This is a genomic window from Pseudomonas sp. CBS, from assembly GCF_024734645.1.
Lineage (GTDB): Bacteria > Pseudomonadota > Gammaproteobacteria > Pseudomonadales > Pseudomonadaceae > Aquipseudomonas.
In genome coordinates this window covers 41,013-62,322 of the sequence record NZ_CP102929.1, presented here as the reverse complement: position 1 = coordinate 62,322, position 21,310 = coordinate 41,013, and the positions used below count along the sequence as shown (strand labels likewise).

Genomic DNA, 21,310 nt, shown 5'->3' with positions numbered 1-21,310 from the left:
GTTAAACGCTGAGGGCGGCGCGCAGTTGCGCTTCAAGCAAGGCGGCGTCCAGTTCCTGGCCGATCAGCACCAGGTGCGTGGCGCGGGGCTCATCGGCGCGCCAGGCGCGGTCGAAGTGCTTGTCGAAACGCGTGCCCACGCCCTGGATCAGCAGGCGCATCGGTTTGTTCGGGATCGCCGCGAAACCCTTGACCCGCAGGATGCCGTGCTTGACCACCAGTTGCGTCAAAGCGTCCAGCAGCAGGCTTTCGTCGGCTTGGGGCAGTTCGATGGAGATGGAATCGAAGGCGTCGTGGTCATGCTCGTGGTTAAGGGGGTCTTCACCTTCGTGGTGATCGTGATGGCTGTGGCGACCGTCGATGTGTTCTTCGGAGCCCGCGCCCAGGCCGATCAACACGTCCAGCGGCAGGCGACCGCTGCTGGCTTCAATGATTTTGACCGCCGGCGGCAGTTCTTCAGCCACTTCCAGGCGCACACGGGCCAGGTCTTCAGGGCTGATCAGGTCGGACTTGTTGAGGATCACCAGGTCGGCGCTGGCCAGTTGGTCGGCGAACAGCTCGTGCAGTGGGGATTCGTGGTCCAGGTTCGGGTCGAGCTTGCGCTGAGCGTCGACCTGGTCCGGGAAGGCGGCGAACGTGCCGGCGGCCACGGCTGGGCTGTCGACCACGGTGATCACGGCGTCAACGGTGCAGGCGCTGCGGATTTCCGGCCACTGAAACGCCTGGACCAAGGGTTTTGGCAGGGCCAGGCCCGAGGTTTCGATGAGGATATGGTCGAGGTCGCCGCGACGGGCCACCAGTTCGCGCATCACCGGGAAGAACTCTTCCTGGACCGTGCAGCACAGGCAGCCATTGGCCAATTCGTAGACGCGGCCGTTCGCCTCTTCTTCGGTACAGCCGATGGAGCATTGCTTGAGGATTTCACCGTCAATGCCCAGCTCGCCGAACTCGTTGACGATCACCGCGATGCGGCGCCCCTGGGCGTTATCCAGCATGTGGCGCAGCAAGGTGGTCTTGCCCGAGCCGAGGAAGCCGGTAACGATGGTGACGGGGAGTTTGGCCAGTGTTTTCATCGGATGCCCTTTGGGGCGGGCATACGGGACGAGTGGCCCTGCGCGGGTGCGCAGAAGCAGAATTCGCCACCGGATCACCCCGCCCGGTTGAAGTAGAAAATCGGTTGCGAGGCAGGTCTCCTGGCTTGGGGCTTGCCGGCGGTGAGGCCGGCGCTGGCTGCGCCTTCCCGCCTTGTTCAGGCAGTGGCGTGGCAGTCAGATAAACCCTTTACAGTTGCGGGGGCAGCCGCGGCATTGACCGCGTTCCCTTCTTAGCTTCGGCCTGGGCCGAAGAACCTCGAAGGTGCAAGGCTACGCAGTGCGCAGGGACGGGTCAATGTCCGAGCGTTTGGCGCGAAGCAGCGCCAGGCGCTCCAGCATGCCCTCGCTGGCGGCAGGCCCGGCTTGAACGCTGCATTGCTCGACGGACACGCGCGCGCCGTCGGCGTCCACCACCGCCACTTCCACCGGGCGCCGGGTTTCCCGGTCGACCAATTGCAGGCTTTCACCTTCGTTGGCGAAATGGCGGTTGCCCCAACCGACGAACGCCATGATCACCACCCGGAAATCCTCGCCGACCGGCGTGGGCACGTACTCGAAACGTGGCGGCCGCTCGCTGTATTGCCGGCGCTCCAACAGCCCCGCGTCCACCAGGCTGTTGAGCCGGCGAGTCAGCATGTTCGGAGCGATTCCCAGGCTCTGGGAAAACTCGTCGAAACGGCGCAGGCCCTGCAGCGCGTCGCGCATGATCAGGATGCTCCACCACTCGCCTACCCGCTCCACTCCACGGGCTACCGGGCATTCGGCATTCACCAGCGACTTACGTTGCATTGCAGTTCCTCTGTGGGGCGGCTACGGAAATTTAAGCTATCGGATGTTACTTTCATAATGATAGCTTCGTCCATGCAATGCTACCAACCTGAAATTTGCGGAGCTAAGCGATCATGAGTAAGCGAATTGTTGTGACCGGCATGGGTGCAGTGACCCCGCTGGCAACCGGCGTGGAAAAGACCTGGAAGCGCCTGCTGGCCGGTGAATCCGGGATTCGCAGGCTACCCGAGGCATTGATCGGCGACCTGGCAATCAGCATCGGCGGCCAAGTGCTCGACCGCACCCAAGACCCTGAAGCCGGCTTTGACCCGGACACTGTCATCCCGGCCAAAGAACAACGCAAGATGGACCGGTTCATCGTGTTTGCCCTGGCCGCCGCGCAAGAGGCCCTGGCCCAGGCGGGCTGGAGTCCGAAAACGCCCTCGCAGCAGGAACGTACTGCGACCATTATCGCTTCCGGCGTGGGTGGTTTTCCCGCGATTGCCGAGGCCGTCCGAACGGCTGACAGCAAAGGACCACGCCGCCTTTCGCCGTTCACGATTCCGTCATTCCTCGGCAACATGGCAGCCGGGCATGTGTCGATCCAGCATCAACTGAAAGGTCCGCTGGGCTCCCCCGTCACTGCTTGCGCCGCCGGCGTACAGGCGATTGGTGATGCCGCGCGCATGATCCGTGCAGGGGAAATCGACATCGCCGTGTGTGGCGGCGCCGAAGCCTGCATCCACCGGGTCAGCCTCGGCGGTTTTGCTGCGGCGCGTGCGCTGTCCAGCGATTACAACGACACGCCGGCACTGGCTTCGCGCCCGTTCGATCAAGGCCGCGATGGGTTTGTGATGGGCGAAGGTGCCGGGATATTGGTGATCGAGGAACTGGAGCATGCACTGGCTCGCGGGGCGACGCCTATCGCCGAGCTGGTGGGCTATGGCACCAGTGCCGACGCCTATCACATGACCTCGGGGCCGGAAGATGGCTCAGGTGCACGCCGGGCAATGGAGCTCGCGATTGCGCAAGCAGGGATCAGCGCCGCACAGATCCAGCACTTGAACGCCCATGCCACGTCGACCCCCGTAGGCGACAACGGCGAGCTGGCGGCGATCAATACGCTATTCGGTGCAAATGCCAGCGTCGCGATCAGCGCTACCAAGTCGGCGACCGGCCATCTGTTGGGCGCCGCGGGCGGGATCGAGGCGATCTTCACTGTGCTCGCCCTGCGCGATCAGATTGCCCCGGCGACCCTCAACCTGGACAACCCGGACCCCGCTGCCGAAGGACTGGATATGGTCCGTGGCCAAGCCCGGCCGTTGCCGATTGAATACGCGATTTCCAATGGATTTGGCTTTGGTGGCGTGAATGCCAGTGTGTTGTTCAAACGCTGGGGTTAACGCGGCGATTTGACGCCCATCGCCCGCCCATGCTCTCCTACACATCTTGTTTCGGGTGCCCTTCACAGGGTGAAACGGGAAACCGGTGAGTCATGTTCCTTTACTCAAGGGCGTGACGAGTCCGGTGCTGCCCCCGCAACGGTAAGCGAGTGAAGCGTCAAATCCACTGTGCCTCCAGGGCATGGGAAGGTGATGCTTTCAAGGCCCAGGCCCCTCGCAAGCCCGGAGACCGGCCCGAAAAAATCAGATAACAAACCCGCGGTGGGCGGGCGCTGTTCAGAACCCTGCGTGCCTGGCTCGTGGGGTTTTCATGCGCTCGTGCACCCTGAACCCTGAAGGGACGCGCCATGTCGATCATCAGCAGCACCGCCTCTACCGCCAGCACCACTGCCACCCTGAGCCAACGCCTGACCGCCGCCATCGGTGCGTCGATCCTCGGCGCGTGCCTGGTGTATTTCGCCGGTTTCTCGCACATCGAAGCGGTGCACAACGCCGCCCACGATACCCGCCACAGCGCCGCGTTCCCGTGCCACTGAGACCTGCCGACATGATCAAGCGTATTGCCCAAACCGCAGGTTTCACCGGTCTTCTGGCCGCCTTGCTGCTGACCTTGCTGCAAAGCTTCTGGGTTGCCCCACTGATTCTGCAGGCGGAAACCTTCGAAAAGGCCCCCGTGGCCACCGAAGTGCATGAGCATGCCGGCGCTGCGGCCCACAGCCACGACGCCGAAGCCTGGGAGCCGGAAGATGGCTGGCAGCGTGTGCTGTCGACCACGGGCGGTAACCTGGTGGTTGCCGTGGGTTTTGCCCTGATGCTTGCCGGCCTGTACACCTTGCGTGCACCAACCCGCACGGCCCAAGGCCTGCTGTGGGGCCTGGCCGGTTACGCCACCTTTGTGTTGGCGCCGACCCTGGGCTTGCCGCCTGAACTGCCGGGCACGGCGGCGGCAGACCTGGCGCAACGGCAGATCTGGTGGATCGGCACTGCCGCCTCCACCGCTGCCGGTATCGCGCTGATTGTGTTCGGTCGTAACTGGCTGCTGAAAATCCTGGGCGTGGCAATCCTGGCGGTGCCCCATGTGATTGGCGCTCCACAGCCGGAAGTCCACTCGATGCTCGCGCCGGAAGCCCTGGAAGCTCAGTTCAAGATTGCCTCGCAGTTGACCAACGTTGCCTTCTGGCTGGCGCTGGGGTTGATCAGTGCCTGGTTGTTTCGCCGTAACCGTGATGGTCAGTATTCGGCATGATCCTGGCGGTGGGCCTGGGTTGTCAGCGGGGTTGTTCTGTCGACGCCCTGCTTGAACTGTTCAATGCCGCCCTCGCCGAGGGTGGCATTGAGCGCCAGCGCGTCACTGCGCTGGCCAGCCTTGATCGCAAGCAGGATGAGCCGGGGCTACTTGAGTTGGCAGAGATTCTGGAGCTGCCTTTGGTGGTTTTCAGTGCGGCGCAATTGGCGCCCTATGAAGATCGATTGAGCCATAAGTCGGAGACGGTTTTTGCTTATACCGGTTGCTACGGCATCGCGGAAAGTGCCGCCCTGGCACTGGCAGAACACCTGTCCCAAGGCCCTGCTACCCTGCTGATCACCCGCAAAAAAACCGCCCAGGCCACCTTTGCATTGGCTTGCGCCGGCTGAATTCCCGATAATCGTCATCTTTGATCATGAGCAATCTTCATCTGGAGGGCTGCTCGCGTGCTTTTTTCACAGGAATGAATCCATGACTGTCTTTTTCATCGGCGCAGGCCCAGGCGACCCGGAACTGATCACGGTCAAGGGGCAGCGGCTGATTCGCAGTTGCCCGGTGATCATCTATGCCGGTTCGCTGGTGCCGGCGGCGGTGCTTGAGGGGCATCAGGCGGAGCTGGTGGTTAACAGTGCGGAGTTGCATCTGGAGCAGATCATTGGGCTGATCAAGACGGCCCATGAGAAAGGCCAGGATGTGGCGCGGGTGCATTCCGGGGATCCGAGTTTGTACGGGGCGATTGGGGAGCAGATTCGGCTGTTGCGGGAGCTGGGGATTGGGTTTCAGATCATTCCTGGGGTTACGGCGGTGGCGGCGTGTGCGGCGTTGCTGGAGGCTGAGCTGACGTTGCCGGACATTGCGCAGAGTGTGATTTTGACGCGGTATGCGGATAAGACGGCGATGCCTGAGGGTGAGGCGTTCAGTAGTTTGGCGCAGCATGGGACGACCATGGCGATTCACCTGGGGGTGAATCATCTGGAGAAGATCGTGGCTGAGTTGGTGCCTCACTATGGGGAGGATTGTCCGATTGCGGTGGTGCACCGAGCGACCTGGCCGGATCAGGATTGGGCCATTGGTACGCTGGCGGATATTGCCGGGAAGGTGGCGGCCAAGGGGTTTCGGCGTACGGCGTTGATTGTGGTGGGTCGGGTTTTGGCCAGTGATAGTTTTGGTGAGTCGTCGTTGTATCGTGCGGGGCATGCGCATTTGTATCGGCCCTGAGGGGGGATGGGGTACATATCCGTTATTTAGGTAACGGCGACTATGGGTTCCGCTCTTACAGCGGCTCACTTTTGAAGAGCGCAAAAGTAAGCAAAACGCTCTTGCCCCACCACTCGGCACCTCGCCTAGGCTCGGTGTGCCCTCACTCCGGCTTTGGACCGTGGGCCGCCGTCATGGGCCATCCCTGGCCCAGGACGGCTAACCTGGCGTCCTGCCAGGTTACCCACGCTCCAAAGCCTGCGTTCGGCCAGCGTGGTTTAACGGGGCGCCTAAGATCAAGATCAAAAGCAGATCAAGAGCACAGCGGCCTCCCGGCCGGCTTGAGTGTTAAAAGCCAAATCAAAATCTAAAGCGGGCACGGTCCAAAAAATGTGGGAGCGGGCTTGCTCGCGAAGGTCGTTAACGATGACGCGGGCATTCTGAATGAACGCGGCGCTCTCAGGTTTTTCGCGAGCAAGCCCGCTCCCACAGAAAAGCAGAGCCACCCCGACCGTAGCAGCTGTCGAGCGCCAGCGAGGCTGCGTGCCTTTGATCTTGATCTGCTTTTGATTTTGATCTGCGGGCCCCGTTAACCACGATGGCCGCAAGTAGGCACGGTGGAGCGGGTAAATCGGCAGGGAAGCCGATTTAGCCGCGCCGGGCCATGGATGGCCCGTCGCGGCGGCCCGCGGAATCGGGCCGGAGTGCGGGCATGCCGAGCCCAGGCGAGGCACCGAGTGGTGGGGCAAAGACCTTTTGGTTACTTTTGGGGCGTTTGCCAAAAGTGACCCGCTGTAAGAGCGGAACCATAAGCCGCCGTTACCTAAATAACGGATATGTACACAACATACCTAACCCAAAACCTCACAATCCCCACCCAACCCACTGAATCCAAACCAAAAAAAACGGCGCTCACGAGGCGCCGTTTTTCCACATCCGCAGCAAACACCCTTAGTAGTAGGCGTTTTCTTTCTGCGTATGGTCAGTCACATCCCGCACACCCTTGAGCTCCGGAACCCGCTCAAGCAGCGTACGCTCAATCCCCTCACGCAAGGTCACGTCCGCCTGGCCACAGCCCTGGCAACCGCCACCAAACTTCAACACAGCAATACCATCATCCACCACATCAATCAGGCTCACCTGACCACCGTGGCTGGCCAGCCCGGGATTGATCTCGGTCTGCAGGTAATAGTTGATGCGCTCGTTAATCGGGCTATCCGCATTAACGTTCGGCACCTTGGCGTTCGGCGCCTTGATGGTCAGCTGGCCACCCATACGATCAGTGGCGTAATCAACCACCGCATCGTCAAGGAACGCTTCACTGAACGCATCGATATACGCCGTGAAGCTTTTCAGCCCCAACGCCGTATCTTCAGGTTTTTCTTCTCCCGGCTTGCAATAGGCAATGCACGTCTCTGCGTACTGGGTGCCGGGCTGGGTGATAAAGACGCGGATCCCGATGCCCGGGGTGTTCTGCTTCGACAGCAGATCAGCCAGGTAATCGTGGGCGGCGTCGGTAATGGTAATAGCGGTCATGGAAACTCCTCGCAGGCTTGCCGGCAGTTTACGCCAAATTATTACCGAGGTACAAAGTCCTAGTATTTTTGTCGGAAAAGAACCAACCGTTCGTCGCCATCGAACCAGCCTTTGAGCCGACGATAACTGCCCTTTTCCAACCAGTGATAGCTGGCCAACGACCCAAGGGCGATCAACACCACGCACACGCCGAGCATCACGTAGGCGTTAACCCCATAACGCTGGGCAACAAAACCGCCGGCGGACAACACCAGCACGTGCATCAGATAGACCGAATAGGAACAGTCCCCCATCACCTTGAGCAGTCGGCTACGCTCGAAATAGCGTTCCATCGAAATACAGGCCACCACCAGCACCGCGCTCGGCAAGCCCCAGGTCAGGGCGCGAGGTGATGCCGGCCAGTGATAAATCGCCAGCAACGCACCGGCAATGCCCGCCAGGGGCAGCCACAGGCCGGGGCGAATCCAGCCCTTGCGATACAGCATGCCGATGCCAATTCCCAGCAAGAACTCGTACACGATGTCCGAACGATAAAAATCGCTGATCCAGCCAAACGACGTCCACGCCTGGCACACCGCGAACAACAATGCGCCCACCACCAGCACCCGCCACTGCCGCCGAAACAGCAGCGCCCAGGCAAACAGCACGTAGAAGAGCATCTCGTAGTTCAGGGTCCAGCCGACATTCAAGGTCGGGTACATCCCATAACCACCGGGATTTTCGGAAGGTATAAACAGCAAGGACATCAACACATGGGCCGCATCAACGCTCTGGTCCGGCAACACCGGCCGGGCAAACACCACCAACAGTGCCATCAACACCGTGTAGAACCAGTACGCCGGGACGATCCGCAGCAGGCGATACACCAGGAATCGCCAGGGCGGCAGCTGTTTGTTCTCGGTGGAAAGGAAGATCACCAGACCACTGATCACGAAGAACACATCCACGCCCGCCGCGCCCTTGTCGACAAACAGATGCCCCAGCGCCGAATCAGCCTGGAAACCAAAGAAAATCTGCATGAAGTGATGACCCACCACGGTCCAGGCCGCCAGGGCGCGCAGTGCCTGTACTGAAATCAACATCGTCGACCCGCTCTCCCAACCCTCGACACCGGTTATTCAGGTGCCTATGGCTTGGGACAGCCGTCGACGGTCAAAGGTCGATCAAAGATTCTCGTAGCGGTTCATGTCCAGCACGCCTTCTTCCAACGGCGTGGTTTCGTGGAGGTACTGCGACAGGTCGTGGAAGTACTGCCAGAACTGCGGATGGCTGCGGCGAATGCCCCAACGGTCGACAATCTTCTCGAAGCGATTGGCGTCCTTGGCGTTCTCCATGGCAGCGACAAACGCCGGCACCTGCTCCGCCGGGATGTTGAACATGAAGTTCGGATAGCTGCTCAGCACCCCGGGATAAATGGTCACGGTGTCCAGGCCCGGCTGATAGCGATAAGCCTCACCGAGCATAAAGGCCACGTTGCTATGGGCACGGTTACGCAACAGGCTATACATCTCACGTTTGCCGCTGCGGGTTTCGATGCGCAGCATGGTCGCTTCCGGCAACAGGTCGATCACTTTGAGCCCCGCCGCCGGGCGATTGGTCAGGCGGCTCAGGGCCTGTTCGGCGTCCTGCAGTGCCGGGTCGATGCCAGGACGCGAGCAATAGGCGCTGATGCAACGGTTGATCGGGTCCGGGCTGGCGTTCAGGTCGCCGTAACGGGCCAGCAACTGGTTGGCGAAGTCACGCTTGGGGTCTTTTTCATCGAGCTTGAGGCCCGTGGGCTTATCATCGTCAATGGCTTCATAGTCCATCCATAGCTTGACCTTGCCGCTGTTCTGGTACCAATCGTCGAGGAAGTCATCTCGCGAATCCGCCGGCATCAGGCGCAGGAAGTTCTGCTCGGCGCCGTTGCGGATCAGGTCGAAATACAAGCGCGTCTGGGCCTGATGGGAGACGTTGCCGAACACATCGAAATTCACCGCCAACTGGTAGTAGGTGCGCTCCAGCAGCGGATAGTCGAACAGCCACAGGGTTTGCGGCACCTCGCCAATCAAGCCCTTGGTCACCGAGGCGCTGTCGAAGTGACGGAAGATGCTCAACAAGGCATTGTCGTTGCCCGCCCACAGGGAAGACCAGCTCGGCGGCGGCAGGTCGGCATAGCTGTCCCGGCGCAACGCTTCGTACTCGTTGCGCTTGTCGCGGTATTTGAGCCACAGGCTGAGCACGCTGCCCACATCATCAATCTGCCCCGGCATCGCCAGCAACGGCGTGGCCTGGCCGCGGTAGCGGGCATCGGTGATGTACAGGTCGTGGTCGGGGTCCTGGAACAGGGTCCAGAAGTTGTCGCGGATTACGTCCGTGGCGATCTGGCCCCGGCATACCGGCCCGCGAATAAAGGTGCGCACGAAGTATTCGGCGTTATCCAGCATGAACTGGTAGCGCGCCTTGGCCGGAATCGCCTCGAAGGTCTCGAACGGGTTGGCCCGCCGGCCCGGTCCGTAGCCCGGCAGGGCGTTCACCTGCCAGTCATCGGTGTAGAACAGCGACTTGATCCGGGCCATTTTCCCGGCGCTGAACGGATAGGTGATGTGAGTCTTGTGCACGATCACCCCCTGCACCGGCCACAGGCGGTAATACACCTGGGTACCCGGGTCGTCGTTGGGGCGGCGGGTGTTGATCAGGTCGATCGGCTGCCCGCTCGGGGTGCGCGAGCGTACCCACTGGAAGAAATGCCCCGGCTCGCCGCCTTCAAAGTAGATGTGGGCGAGGAACAGGTGCTCGAACAACCAGCGCGCCACCAGGCTTTCCCGGGCGCCGGGCTGGTTGAACAGGTTTTCCCATTGCTGTACCTGCAAAGCTTCCTTGGCACTTGGGGCCAGGCCTTGTTCGTCGATCGGTGCGCCGGAGGCCAGCCAGCGTTGCAAGGTCTGGTACTGCTGGTCGGTCAGGCCGGTGACCGCCAGCGGCATGCCTTCCTTCGGGTGGTTACCTGCGTAGGCGTTGAACTCCCCCGGCATCGGGCAGGTGTTTTCGCGGTTCAGGCCCAGCACGATGTCGTCGGGCAGCTTGGCGTTGGGCGCGAGCGGCGCGGTATGCCCCAGCTCCAGCATGCGCGCCATCAGTGCGGCCTGGCTGCCCTGGGCATCGAGTACCGAGTAGAACCCCTTCTGCTGCCACGCGGCCTTGCCGGAGGCGTCATAAAACAGACGGGTGGGTTGGCTGGCCTGGCTGCGTTCGCCGTCATATACCGGCACTTTGGTCGCGCCACGTGCGGCGCCTTCGGCACTGCCGAGGTTGAGCTGGCAGGCCGAGTCATAGCAGGCGTGGCAGGCCACGCATTTCTCGGTGAAGATCGGCTGGATATCACGGGTATAAGAGATCGCCGGAGCGGGACCTTCTGCCTGTGCGGTAATAGCGACCAGCGCAAAAATGGCGCTGACGATGAGGCGAAGTGACATGTTCCCGGTCCCGATTCAATGCGTGCGGTGAAAAACCTGGCGATTCTACCGATGTAACACCCCCGACAACATGAGCGATATTCATGCAAACCCGGCACATGCTCTAAAAGCGCACAGGTTTGTTATGATCTTCGCCCTCCGTAATACCTGACCAGAGTAGTCCCATGCCCGATCGTAGCGCTCGTCTGCAAGCCCTCCACCAAGCCCTCAAGGAACGCATCCTGATCCTCGACGGCGGCATGGGCACGATGATCCAGAGCTATAAGCTGGAAGAGCAGGACTACCGTGGCAAACGCTTCGCCGACTGGCCGAGCGACGTCAAGGGCAATAACGACCTGCTGGTGATCACCCGTCCGGACGTGATCGGCGGCATCGAAAAAGCCTACCTGGATGCCGGCGCCGACATCCTGGAAACCAACACCTTCAACGCCACGCGCATTTCCATGGCCGACTACGGCATGGAAGACCTCGCCTACGAATTAAACGTAGAAGGCGCGCGCCTGGCGCGCAAGATCGCCGACGCCAAGACCCTGGAAAACCCGGCCAAGCCGCGCTTCGTCGCCGGCGTGCTCGGCCCGACCAGCCGTACCTGCTCGCTGTCGCCCGACGTAAACAACCCCGGCTACCGCAACGTGACCTTCGATGAGCTGGTGGAAAACTACACCGAAGCCACCAAAGGCCTGATCGATGGCGGCGCCGACCTGATCCTGATCGAAACCATTTTCGACACCCTCAACGCCAAGGCCGCGATCTTTGCCGTACAGGGCGTGTTCGAAGCATTGAACGTCGAACTGCCGATCATGATCTCCGGCACCATCACCGACGCCTCCGGCCGCACGCTGTCGGGCCAGACCACCGAAGCCTTCTGGAACTCGGTCAGCCACGCCAAGCCGCTGTCTGTGGGCCTGAACTGCGCACTGGGGGCGAGCGAGCTGCGTCCGTACCTGGAAGAGCTATCGAACAAGGCCAACACCCACGTGTCGGCGCACCCGAACGCCGGCCTGCCCAACGAATTCGGCGAGTACGACGAACTGCCGTCGGAAACCGCCAAGGTCATCGAAGAGTTCGCCCAGAGCGGCTTCCTCAATATTGTCGGCGGTTGCTGCGGCACCACGCCGGGCCACATCGAAGCCATCGCCAAGGCCGTGGCCGGTTACGCACCGCGCCCGATCCCGGACATTCCGAAGGCCTGCCGCCTGTCGGGCCTGGAACCGTTCACCATTGATCGCAGCTCGTTGTTCGTCAACGTCGGCGAGCGCACCAACATCACCGGTTCCGCCCGCTTCGCCCGCTTGATCCGTGAAGACAACTACACCGAAGCCCTGGAAGTCGCCCTGCAGCAGGTGGAAGCCGGCGCCCAGGTGATCGACATCAACATGGACGAAGGCATGCTGGATTCGAAGAAGGCCATGGTGACCTTCCTCAACCTGATTGCCGGCGAGCCGGACATCTCCCGCGTACCGATCATGATCGACTCCTCCAAGTGGGAAGTGATCGAGGCCGGCCTGAAGTGCATCCAGGGTAAGGGCATCGTCAACTCCATCAGCATGAAGGAAGGCGTGGAGCAGTTCATTCACCACGCCAAGCTGTGCAAGCGCTACGGCGCGGCGGTGGTGGTAATGGCGTTCGACGAAGCCGGCCAGGCCGACACCGAAGCGCGCAAGAAAGAAATCTGCAAACGCTCCTACGACATCCTGGTGAATGAAGTCGGCTTCCCGCCGGAAGACATCATCTTCGACCCGAACATCTTCGCGGTCGCCACCGGTATCGAGGAGCACAACAACTACGCCGTCGACTTCATCAATGCCTGTGCCTACATCCGCGACGAGCTGCCGTATGCGCTGACTTCCGGCGGCGTGTCCAACGTGTCGTTCTCGTTCCGTGGCAACAACCCGGTGCGTGAAGCGATCCACTCGGTGTTCCTGCTGTACGCGATCCGCAACGGCCTGAGCATGGGTATCGTCAACGCCGGCCAGTTGGAGATCTACGACCAGATCCCGGCCGAGCTGCGTGACGCGGTGGAAGACGTCGTACTCAACCGCACCCCGGAAGGCACCGACGCCCTCCTCGCCATTGCCGACAAGTACAAGGGCGACGGCAGCGTCAAGGAAGCCGAGACTGAAGAGTGGCGCGGCTGGCCGGTGAACAAGCGCCTGGAACACGCGCTGGTCAAGGGCATCACCACCCACATCGTCGAAGACACCGAGGAATCCCGGCAGTCGTTCGCGCGCCCGATCGAGGTGATCGAAGGCCCGCTGATGTCCGGCATGAACATCGTCGGCGACCTGTTCGGCGCCGGCAAAATGTTCCTGCCCCAGGTGGTGAAATCCGCCCGGGTGATGAAGCAGGCCGTGGCCCACTTGATCCCGTTCATCGAGCTGGAAAAAGGCGACAAGCCGGAAGCCAAGGGCAAGATCCTGATGGCCACGGTGAAGGGCGACGTGCACGACATCGGCAAGAACATTGTCGGCGTGGTGCTGGGTTGCAACGGCTATGACATCGTCGACCTGGGTGTGATGGTCCCGGCCGAGAAAATCCTGCAGGTGGCCAAGGAACAGAAGTGCGACATCATCGGCCTGTCCGGGCTGATCACTCCGTCCCTGGACGAGATGGTGCACGTCGCCCGCGAGATGCAGCGCCAGGATTTCCACCTGCCGCTGATGATCGGTGGTGCCACCACTTCCAAGGCCCACACGGCGGTGAAGATCGAGCCCAAATACAGCAATGACGCGGTGATCTACGTCACCGACGCCTCCCGCGCCGTGGGCGTGGCGACGCAGTTGCTGTCCAAGGAATTGAAGCCGGCGTTCGTTGAGAAAACCCGCCTGGAATACATCGACGTGCGCGAGCGTACGTCCAACCGCAGCGCGCGCACCGAGCGCCTGAGCTACCCGGCCGCCATCGCCAAGAAGCCGCAATTCGACTGGAGCAGCTACGCGCCGGTCAAGCCGACGTTTACCGGCTCCCGGGTGCTGGACAATATCGACCTCAACGTCCTGGCCGAGTACATCGACTGGACACCGTTCTTCATCTCCTGGGACCTGGCCGGCAAGTTCCCGCGCATCCTCACTGACGAAGTGGTGGGTGAAGCGGCGACGGCGCTGTACGCCGACGCCCAGGAAATGCTCAAGAAGCTGATCGACGAAAAACTCATCAGCGCCCGCGCGGTGTTCGGTTTCTGGCCGACCAACCAGGTGCAGGACGATGACCTGGAAGTCTACGGCGACGATGGCCAGCCGATTGCCAAGCTGCACCACCTGCGCCAGCAAATCATCAAGACCGACGGCAAGCCGAACTTCTCCCTGGCCGACTTCGTCGCGCCCAAGGACAGCGGCGTGACCGACTACATCGGTGGCTTCATTACCACCGCCGGCATCGGCGCTGAAGAAGTGGCGAAGGCCTACCAGGACGCCGGCGACGACTACAACTCGATCATGGTCAAGGCCCTGGCCGACCGCCTGGCCGAAGCCTGCGCCGAATGGCTGCACCAGCAGGTGCGTAAAGAACACTGGGGCTACGCCAAGGATGAAGTGCTGGATAACGACGCGCTGATCAAGGAGCTGTACAGCGGCATCCGCCCTGCCCCGGGTTACCCGGCGTGCCCGGATCACACCGAGAAAGCCCAGTTGTTCCAGCTGCTGGACCCTGAAGCCCGCGAGATGCACGCCGGCCGCAGCGGCGTGTTCCTGACCGAGCACTACGCAATGTTCCCGGCAGCGGCCGTCAGCGGCTGGTACTTCGCTCACCCGCAGGCGCAGTACTTTGCGGTGGGCAAGATCGACAAGGACCAGGTCGCCAGCTACACCGCCCGCAAGGACCAGGACCTGAGCGTGACCGAACGCTGGCTGGCGCCGAACCTGGGTTACGACAACTAAGTCGTGGCGCGCTGACCCGGGCGTCCAGCCGGCTGGGCGCCCGGGTCAGATCCCCAGATCCTCTCCTCGCCCGCCCCGAAAGCCTGAGCGCCAGTGCCTGTTGCTCGGCGAGGTTCTCGGTATCCAAGGCTGCAACTTCGCTCAGGTACTGGGCACTGAGGTCCGGGTGAAGCTCCTCCAGGGCATCTACCTTGACCTGATGCGCCTGCGCCAACACCGAAAACTCTTCCGGGTACAGCTTCTGCAAGTAGCTGACCCAGTACGGGCGTTTGACCAGCTCTTGCATAAACACCGAGGTGCTCTCTCTGGCCATAATGGCGGTATACGCCTGATCGATATTGGCCTGGGTGACCCGGGACAGGTTGCGGTACAGCATGGTGGACGGTTGGTGAGGCAGATCCAGGCGCTCGGCCAGGCCGATGCGGTAGGCCAGGCGAATTTCCGCCGGGTCGATGCTGGGGCTGCGGTTGATCGCTTCACCCGCAATGCGCTCCGCTTCATCGAGACGGATCATGCGCCGGGCCAGGTTGAACAGCGTGGTGCCTTCCTGATCGGGCGTCCTGACCCGCAAGGCCTTGAACTCATACACGCTGACTTCAAGATCACTGAACAGGAGAATCCAGCCATCGCCGCAGGTCGCCCTCACCTGCATCGCCTGTGCCTGGCCAAACAGTTGTTCGCGCAAGTGCGGGTATTGCTCCGCCGCCTCAAGTACCGCCCACACCCGGCGAGTCAGGTCGGCGCGGTCGTGCAAGAAATCCTGGGCGTTCTTCAACTGGGAAATGATGTAGAAAAAGTATTCGCTGTTTTCGGCCTGCTTGAGCACGCTCCATACCCGGTGGCGGGCCGAATCGGCGGCAATACCCGAGAACCATTGGGCCTTCTGTTGTTCCGGGGTCAAGAGTTCAGGGTGGATATCCGACCCGGAGCTGCTATCGGTACTGTGGTAACTCTCCAGTGCGTCTTCCAATTCCTCGGCCGAAAACCCCAGACCACAGTCGGTCTGCTGCTCGTAGGCGCGCAGGCGTGCCAGATCTTCCTCAACCAGGAGGTTATCGGACAGGTCAGTGCCCCACATCAAGGCGCTGTGCCGGGGCAACAACGCGTCTTCAGGGATGGTTTCGATACGGTTACTGCGCAGGTCCAGGTGGCGCAACTGTGGAGCCTGGAGGACACCCTGCGGCCACGCCAGAAGGTTATTGCCGCGCAGTTCCAATGACTGCAATTGAGGCAGGCTGCTTATGTCCAGAGAGTCCAGGAGGTTCTCAGTCAAGTCCAGACGCTCCAGCGCGGTCAGCCGATTGAGCTGGCCCTGCAGCTCGCTGCGATAGCGCAGTTCGTTATGGCTCAGGTGCAGCTCGGTGAGTGTTGAGCATTCGCCGACCGCGTCGGGCAGGCTCATCAGGCCGTTGTTGTTGAGGCTCAAGGTACGCAGGCTGGGAAACGCCCGCAGGAACGCATTGGAGCCCTGCTCAGTGAGCTTGACTGCGTTGAGGTTCAACACCCTCACATGGGCCAACGGCTCGGGTAACGCCGGCAGGTCACCCAGATACAGGTCGTTCAATTGAAGGACCTCGCGCCCGTCGCCCGGCGCAACCTCGGGGTGCGCCCGCAAGGTATGGCGCCAACTGTCGATAAGCCTGTCGGCCGCGCGACGACGGTCCACGGCGCTGACCCAACCGCCGCCCAGGCGATAAGCACGAATATCGATCCACTCGTTCAACACCCGCACCATACCCCGGTAGCCCGTGCGCCACCGAACCAGGCATGCCTCGACCTCCAGCGCGCCCAGGCCAGTGGCAAGCAGTTCGTCAATGCGCCGCACCGCATCGCGGGTGGACAGCGCAGGGTCTATTTGTCGCAAACGTTGCGCAGGTGTCGACCGAACTTCGCTGGCAGGTACGTCCACCTCCAGTGCAAGGAGCAGATCGGGACTGTCTGTTACCTCCTGGGGAAAATATTCCGGGTCGCCTCCCGTTCTACCCTCCGCCAGCCCCTCGCGAGGAATGCCCAAGGGCCTGTCCAGGTAAACGCTCGGACCAAAAACCGGTTGCATTGCCGGCGCGACGTTCAACGGGTTGTCGTGGTAGGTGCGCAGGGCAAAACGCTGTATGTCGGCACAGGCGGGCAAGGTCAAGCGACAACCTCGCACGTTGCTGCTGAGCATCAGCAGGTCATGGCCGGTCAGTGCCGCCTGGGGGATCGTGGTAATTGCGCTATAGCTCAGGTCCACTTGACGCAGTTCGGGCAATGTCAGCCAACCTGTCGGCCAGGCGGTGGTCGCGGTGTGGCTCAGGCTCAGGCTGCGCAACTGGTTGAGCCCGCTGACATCCAGGGTACCCACACGGTTGTAGTCCAGGTTCAACCCTCGAAGCGTGACCAGGGCACTGAGGCGCCGCTGTATCGCGTCGGTGATCGTCAGTTGGTTGTGCGCCAGGTCCAGCTGCTTGAGAGACCTCAGCTGCGTCAGGGACTCAGGCAGGTCCATCAGGTTGCTGCGACTCAAGTCCAGGCCAACGACCTGGGTAAACTGCAGGAGAAAATCGTTCAATGCCGCCACTGAAACCCGGGTGCCTGCGAGGTTCAAGCGCTGCACGTGTGCAAACGCTGCGGCCGGCATCAGCGGCAAATCCCCCAGTATCGTACCCGACAGGTCCAGCATGACGCCCTCCGAGGCGACTGGCGAAGAAGGCCCGGCCACCTCACGGGGGGAGGCAAAACGCCGGTCGAGCCCATCACGCCAGTAAGCCATGAGCTTGTCTGCCGCACGTTGACGATTGAGCGGGTCCACCGGTCGCCGGTCGACCTCCACTTCCCTGCCCTGCCACTCTTCCAGCGCCTGTTGCAACGTTGCATGTTCATCCAGCAAGGCATGCACACGGGTCAACTTGGCGTCACTGGTCAACCGATGGCGCCGCAGGTACGCCAAGGCACTGGGCGCAAACGCCGGGTCGCTGTCTTTCAGGCGTCGCAACGCGCCTTCACAATAAGCGTCCACCATCAGCACTTCATCCACCAAATGCCCCGGGTGGTTTTTCACGTGCTGATACACCGGCATGAACGCACGCCGCTCAAACGCTGCCCAGTTGAGGGTAAGGCCACGCCACAGGCGCTCGTGGCCCTCAAGCATTGCCGCCGGCATGGTATTTATCCCGGTCGCCAACAGGTCGAGCGTCTCCAGTTTGTCCAACGTCAGAACGCCTACCGGCCACTCTTTCAGGGCGCCCGCCACCCGCAAGGCAAGCAGCTGTTTCAAGCCGCTGACATCCAATGCCTCCAGCGCGCCCGTCAGGGCCAACCGGCGCAATTGGCTTAACGTGTTAAGGCGTTGCAAAAAGACCGGCGAGTAGGTCAAGCCCCAGCCGTCGATCGACAACTCTTCAAGCTTGGGAAACAGCCCGAGGCCCGCAGCAATCGCTTCGACATGGGCGGGCTCGGTAAACACATTCAGGACTTCGACGTTGGAGAACTGCTGCGCAAGCCTGGTGCCCTGGGCGCCCGCCAGGGTTTCGCCGCTTACGCCCAACCCTCGCACATGGGAAAAATCAGCATTCAGCGCTGGCAAATGACCGGCCTTGCCCAGTGACAGATAGGCATGGGGCTTCAGGCCTCGGTACGCGCCTTCGCGCCAGCAATTGATCAGGGTGTCGGCCGTATGTTGTGCCCCCGCCTGAGCACTGTTTTGCGTCACCCAACGATCCAGGGTCATGCGTAACTGGGTCAGTTCGCGCTCGCGGTTGCCTATCAACTCATAGATCTGTGGGGGACGCTGGCCGGCCTGCAACAGACTTTGCACAAACAGCTGGGCCGCCTCATCGCTGAGGTTGGGGTAAACATCGCGAACCCTGGCCGCCAGGGCGGCATTGGGTGCCTGGGCCGTACCCCGGCCGCTCAGGGCATAACCTAATAACCCGCTCGCCAGACGCAACGCCGGGCGAGCCATGGGCGCGCGTATCTTCAGCACGGCGGCCATTTCGAGGCGGTGTGCCGTGGCATACCGTGCCAGGGTTTGCTGCAAATCGACGTCCGCGCTGGCCAGCGGCAAACCCAGTGACTGGCGCAGGGTCACGGGCAAGGCATGGACGATTGATGGGTAGAAATTACGACTGCCGGGGACCGGACTGTTAAGAGGAGCCCCCTGCAGGTCGTAAGCCAGGAATGTCTCGCATTTTTTGACCAGGTAACGGCGCACTGCTGCGTCTTCAGGCCCGACTTCAGCCAGCAAGCGCCCACTGGGGTTGTCGGCGCGCAGTTCCAGGCGCAGCGTGGGAGACCAGCCCGGCAGTTGCTGCAAGCAATGCAACGCCAGCCGGTCACTGTCCAGGCTGGCGAGCGCCGGCAGGTACAAGCCGGCCAATGCACCACTCAGGCGACGTTGCTGCACCGCACGCCGCGCCAGGTTATCCAGGCGCGGCGCAACACCGGTTCGGCCGAGTATCTGCAGGCGTTCCTTATCGCTGGCCGTACTGATAATTTCGTTGATCGCGCCTCGGGACAAAGAAGCAAAGCGGCGCTGCAACACTGCGCCCTCGGGGGACAGCAGTGCAGCCTGTGGCGGCGCACCGCGAAACAACTGCAACGTATCGGCCAGCACGGCAGGCATCGGCAAACCATCTATGTGGACCTTGCGCAACAGGTCATCACTGATGCCGCTGATGTCGCCAAGTGCGCTCAACGTTGCATCGTTGATGCCTTGGGTTTCATGACCCAGGCGCCTCAGCAAGGTCAGGCGGTCCCATTCCAGTGGGCGTTCATGGGTATGGCGCCAGGCACCCGCCTGGTTGTGCTCGAGGATCGGCTGGTACGCAGCCGGATTGTTCGGATGCTGGATCCGCCATTTTCGAGTCCGCGCATCAAAAGCCTTTTCATAAAGGCCCTCACCCAGACGCACGTACATCTTGCCGCCCTGCGCGTACTGACCCTGGGCATTGGGCTTGAGTGATGCATCCAGAACGGTATGACTGCGGTAGGCCGCAAGGTCGGGTTTCCACAGGCGCCTTTCGCCGTTCGGCAACTTCACCGGCACCAGCCCATCGACCCATTTCGACACCTGGATAGCGGGCGCCCGGCCAGCGAGGGCTGCCGCCCCGCCCAGGGTGGCCATGAACCCCACATTCAGCGCCACCGACTCCAGGTGCTCCCACGCCGCATCCATATCGCCCTCCTGCCAGGATTCGATGCCGTGATAGACCTCCAGGCCCAACTGAATCGCCGTGACCGCCAGCAACAGCTCCCCCAGGCCGGGCACCATGAATGCGGCCACATTCAATGTGTTCAAGCCCATGCTCAACCAGTGTGCATGGCGTGCCTGTGCGGCCTTTCGGTCAGCCTCCGCAGTGGGCACCGCCAGGGTTCTGGCATTGTCCTTGAGGCGCTGTACATGCCGCTCGTAGAGCGCGCCGAACAACTCCCCCTCGATCATCCGTTCTCGCCGGTTCAAGTTGATTTGCTCGTCGTAGACCTGCTCCTTGTAGCCTCGCGGGTTCCAGGTGAAGGTGTAGAGTTTTTCCTTGAGGCGCTCAAGGAACTGTGGCGCCTGTTGCTGAGGTACCAGACTGGCAAACAGCCGCTGATAGGCGGGCGAGCGCAGGTTCACCGCCAGTTCCTTATCGAACGCCTGCATCGACGGATATTCCTTGAGCGGGCACTGTGGCGCGCCCGGAATCCAAGCCACCACCCGCGTATCACGCGCGATGGGAAGCAGCCCGCTCACGCCTGCCCCCGGAAACAAGGGCGGGACCACGGACTGGGTGGGTGCGACACCCGGCCCGATCAGCAGCACCTCCCCCAGCTCGCAGCCCAGGATCGACAGTTGACCGAAACGGACGGCCTCACCCTCCAGCAGCGGCCGCGAAGTACCTGCCAGCAACTCACGCAACATGAGAAACACCGCCGCCCCGATGTCGCCCTGGGCCCATGCGGCATACAGGCGTACCGTCAGCAGGTCTTTTTGCGCGCGAATCATCTGCTCCCGCACCACGGCCCGAATGGCAGCGGCATCGAACACCTGCGCCAGATGGGCCTGGTATTGCTGCCCCAGGTCCAGGGTGCGGCACAGGGTGGAAAAGGTTTGCGGGGTCATGGACAGGGTTTCACTGTAGCGATAACGCGCCGCACGCGAGCCATCCGCCCGCGCCTCGCCGTAGTACTCGGTCAGCAGCGCACCTTGCGGCGCCAGGGCGCTGGTCTGTTCGAGGGCGATATCGGTGAAGTCTTCATCGCCCTCGAAGTTCAGCAACGCCGCCTGCAACAACGAATGCTGCTGCGGGGCCTGGCGATACCGCAGGTAATGCAGCTGGTTTTTGTTGACGTCCGGGGCCTCGCCCATCGCCTCGCGCAACGCCGCTTCCAGCTTGGGCTGGGCGAATTCGACAATGCCTTGCAGCGCGCCAAGGTTCTTGGCCAAGGCTTCGCGGGACTGGCGGCTGGCCTTGCGACTGTCATCGAGTGCCTTGTTCAATGCGGGCGAGAGCGGAACCTTGGTGGCAGGCCGCTCCCAGCCGGGCAACAGTCCATGTTTGAGCCGGCGCACATCGACGGGGGCCATGTGGGCAACCCACGTGGGCAGGCGTGCCTTGATCAGGGCGGTGTGCAAGCTTTCGTCCGCGAGGGCATTAGGTGGAGTAGACATGTGCGGCTTCCTGAGAACGCTTTAGGGAGGCCCAGTACAGCGAACAGGCGAGCGCCTTCGCAGGTAGATAATTGTTTTTGTGCACCTTGGCGCCGAACCTGGGTTA

At 61.8% G+C, this 21,310-nt stretch carries 11 protein-coding genes, 1 pseudogene and 2 riboswitches; of the genes and pseudogenes, 6 read left to right on the top strand and 6 right to left on the bottom strand.

Annotation, left to right across the window (positions count from 1 at the left end; translation table 11 throughout):
• Position 1: 1 nt before the first annotated feature.
• Positions 2-1,072 carry a cobalamin biosynthesis protein CobW gene (gene cobW, locus NVB75_RS00210; protein WP_258345264.1) on the bottom strand — a complete coding sequence of 357 codons (1,071 nt, stop codon included), beginning with the start codon at positions 1,070-1,072 and terminating at the stop codon, positions 2-4.
• Positions 1,073-1,164: 92 nt separating this feature from the next.
• A riboswitch (cobalamin riboswitch) is annotated at positions 1,165-1,367 on the bottom strand.
• Positions 1,364-1,882, bottom strand: a complete 519-nt coding sequence (locus tag NVB75_RS00205) for a helix-turn-helix domain-containing protein (protein ID WP_167664784.1) — start codon at positions 1,880-1,882, stop codon at positions 1,364-1,366. Its footprint overlaps the riboswitch before it by 4 nt.
• Before the next feature lie 113 nt (positions 1,883-1,995).
• On the opposite strand from NVB75_RS00205, the gene fabF reads away from it, so the two are divergent.
• The 5 genes from fabF to cobM all read left to right on the top strand — a co-directional run bounded on the left by fabF (position 1,996) and on the right by cobM (position 5,728).
• The gene (fabF, locus tag NVB75_RS00200; RefSeq protein WP_258345263.1) at positions 1,996-3,264 is read left to right on the top strand and encodes a beta-ketoacyl-ACP synthase II; all 1,269 of its coding nucleotides are present in this window, start codon (positions 1,996-1,998) and stop codon (positions 3,262-3,264) included.
• 36 nt (positions 3,265-3,300) lie between these two features.
• Positions 3,301-3,517: riboswitch (cobalamin riboswitch) on the top strand.
• Between the two features lie 94 nt (positions 3,518-3,611).
• Positions 3,612-3,800: a CbtB-domain containing protein gene (locus tag NVB75_RS00195; RefSeq protein WP_003217883.1), complete on the top strand. Its 189-nt coding sequence runs from the start codon at positions 3,612-3,614 to the stop codon at positions 3,798-3,800.
• Between the two features lie 11 nt (positions 3,801-3,811).
• Positions 3,812-4,510, top strand: a complete 699-nt coding sequence (locus NVB75_RS00190) for a CbtA family protein (protein WP_258345261.1) — start codon at positions 3,812-3,814, stop codon at positions 4,508-4,510.
• Positions 4,507-4,899: a cobalamin biosynthesis protein gene (locus NVB75_RS00185; RefSeq protein WP_258345260.1), complete on the top strand. Its 393-nt coding sequence runs from the start codon at positions 4,507-4,509 to the stop codon at positions 4,897-4,899. The genes NVB75_RS00190 and NVB75_RS00185 overlap by 4 nt, the downstream gene beginning before the upstream one ends.
• 82 nt (positions 4,900-4,981) lie before the next feature.
• Positions 4,982-5,728, top strand: a complete 747-nt coding sequence (gene cobM / locus NVB75_RS00180) for a precorrin-4 C(11)-methyltransferase (RefSeq protein ID WP_258345259.1) — start codon at positions 4,982-4,984, stop codon at positions 5,726-5,728.
• A gap of 930 nt (positions 5,729-6,658) precedes the next feature.
• Here the strand turns inward: cobM and nfuA are convergent.
• The 3 genes from nfuA to NVB75_RS00165 all read right to left on the bottom strand — a co-directional run bounded on the left by nfuA (position 6,659) and on the right by NVB75_RS00165 (position 10,698).
• Positions 6,659-7,243 carry a Fe-S biogenesis protein NfuA gene (gene nfuA, locus NVB75_RS00175; protein WP_003210817.1) on the bottom strand — a complete coding sequence of 195 codons (585 nt, stop codon included), beginning with the start codon at positions 7,241-7,243 and terminating at the stop codon, positions 6,659-6,661.
• A gap of 59 nt (positions 7,244-7,302) precedes the next feature.
• Entirely contained in the window at positions 7,303-8,325 is a 1,023-nt protein-coding gene (locus NVB75_RS00170) for an acyltransferase (protein WP_258345257.1), read from the bottom strand.
• Positions 8,326-8,406: 81 nt separating this feature from the next.
• A complete protein-coding gene (locus NVB75_RS00165) occupies positions 8,407-10,698 on the bottom strand; it encodes a fatty acid cis/trans isomerase (RefSeq protein ID WP_258345254.1) in 2,292 nt (763 codons plus the stop codon).
• 164 nt (positions 10,699-10,862) lie between these two features.
• Here NVB75_RS00165 and metH point away from each other — a divergent pair, with 164 nt between their 5' ends.
• Positions 10,863-14,573: a methionine synthase gene (metH, locus tag NVB75_RS33090; protein ID WP_275708436.1), complete on the top strand. Its 3,711-nt coding sequence runs from the start codon at positions 10,863-10,865 to the stop codon at positions 14,571-14,573.
• Between the two features lie 238 nt (positions 14,574-14,811).
• Here the strand turns inward: metH and NVB75_RS00160 are convergent.
• A pseudogene (locus NVB75_RS00160) lies at positions 14,812-21,120 on the bottom strand (NEL-type E3 ubiquitin ligase domain-containing protein); the annotation flags it as partial.
• Between the last annotated feature and the right edge of the window lie 190 nt (positions 21,121-21,310).